At 64.8% G+C, this 1,700-nt stretch carries 1 protein-coding gene and 1 pseudogene; one reads left to right on the top strand and one right to left on the bottom strand.

Going from position 1 to position 1,700, the window contains the following annotated elements; translation table 11 throughout:
* The first annotated feature begins 234 nt into the window (after nt 1–234).
* Nucleotides 235–849 carry a 3'-5' exonuclease gene (locus tag ACYVDE_RS21970; protein WP_460503675.1) on the top strand — a complete coding sequence of 205 codons (615 nt, stop codon included), beginning with the start codon at nt 235–237 and terminating at the stop codon, nt 847–849.
* Nucleotides 850–952: 103 nt separating this feature from the next.
* On the opposite strand, the pseudogene ACYVDE_RS21965 reads toward ACYVDE_RS21970, so the two are convergent.
* Nucleotides 953–1,700, bottom strand: a pseudogene (locus tag ACYVDE_RS21965) (hypothetical protein); the annotation flags it as partial.

The following is a 1,700-nucleotide window of genomic DNA, read 5'->3' as shown; positions in this document are numbered from 1 at the left end:
CGAGCCTGCTCGACGCGCTGGGCCGCACGGTGGTATCGCAGACGGCCAGCAGTCCGGGCGAGCTGACGCTGCCCACGGCTGCGCTGCGCCGGGGCTTTTACGTGGTGCGTCTGGAATGCGCCGAGGGGCTCCTGACGCAGGCGGTTGTGCTGGAATAAACCCGCCGGGGTTGCGGAGGTAGAAAGGTGCGGCCCGCGGTAGCGGTAGCCGCACCTTTTGCGTACAACCCGCCGCATGCGTTACCTTTCCCTCGACCTCGAAACTTCCGGCTCGAACCCGGCCCGCCACCAGGTACTGGAGCTGGCCGCCGTAATTGAAGACAGCCGCTACCCACGGCCGCTGGCCGAGTTGCCGGCTTTCCGGCGCGTAGTGCGCCACCCGGAGTACGCCGGTACGGCCGGCGCCATCGCCCTCAATGCCCGCCTGTTCGCCGAGCTGGCCCGCAAAGAGCCCAACCCCGAGCTGTGCACCCCTGCCGAGCTGCTGCCCCAGCTGCGCGAGTTCCTATTAGCCCACGGCTTCCGGCCCGACAAGCACGACTGCGTGAGCGTGACGATGGCCGGCAAGAACATTGCCGTGTTCGACCTCGGTTTCCTAAAAGAATTACCCGGCTACGGCACCCTAGTGCGCGCCGAGCCCGCCATGCTCGACCCAGCCGTCTTCTACCTCAACTGGCATAAAGACTCGCGCCTGCCCAGCATGAGCATCTGCAAGGCCCGCGCCGGCTTCGGGCGCGAGGTGGCTCACGAGGCCCTGGCCGATGCCTTGGACGTGGTGCGCCTGCTGCGGCCGTTCTACGAGCTGCCCGTGTATAAGCAGGTAATGCCGGAAGCAACGGAAGAAGGCTAAGCCATAAGCCATAAGCCATTCGGGCCATCGGGCGCTGTTCTCACCGGGTAAAAATCCGGTGAGAACAGCGCCCGATGGCCCGAATGGCGGAATCTGAAACGGGTTACAGTACCGGCTTCACGTCCAGCACGAAGCTATGGCTGCCGGCCAGGCCGTTGGCGGCCAGGCCCTGCACCACCACCAGGTAGCGCCCGGCCTGGTCGCCGGTGTAAAACTCGAGCGGTACCGGGCCGGCGGCCGTGGTCTTGATGGCCGGATTCCAGTAGAGCAGGTTGCGCAGGTCGGGCACGCGGCTTTGGGCGGCCTGGGGGGTGTCGTAGCGCGGCGCGTAGAACTCGCGCTGGCGCTGCAGGCCCTCGTACTGCTGCACCAGCGCCTGGGTGGGCAGCTCAAAGCCTTCGAGGTCGGCTTTGTAGGTGGTCAGGTTCATAATGCCATCGTACATCGCGCTACCCTGGAAGTAGCGGCCGTCCAGCACTTCTAGCTTGCGAATTTTCAGCGGGTTAAACGCCATCACCTTGTTCATGTTGAACACGGGCACGCCGTCGAGCAGTACCAGCGGGTTGTTGTCGAGCACGGTTTTGTTGACCTTATCGACTACCAGCAGGTGAAAGCCGTCTTTGTGAATGCGTACCACCACGCCCGGCACGTATTCGCGCAGCACTTCCTCCATGGTTTTGAAGCGCGTGTACTTATCGAGCAGGTACGATTCGCTGGGACGCCCGAAGAAGGGCAGGCTGTCGACGGGCTCGGCGGCAAAGCGGCTGCGGTACTGGCCCGTGAAGGCTTGCTGCACCTGCGCCTGCAGGTGGCGCCGGGCGTAGTCGCGCTCGAAGCGCGGCACAACGCCC

It is taken from the genome of Hymenobacter agri (genome assembly GCF_054778495.1).
The sequence above is the reverse complement of the archived record's forward strand: the minus strand, read 5'-3'. Positions and strand labels throughout refer to the sequence as shown.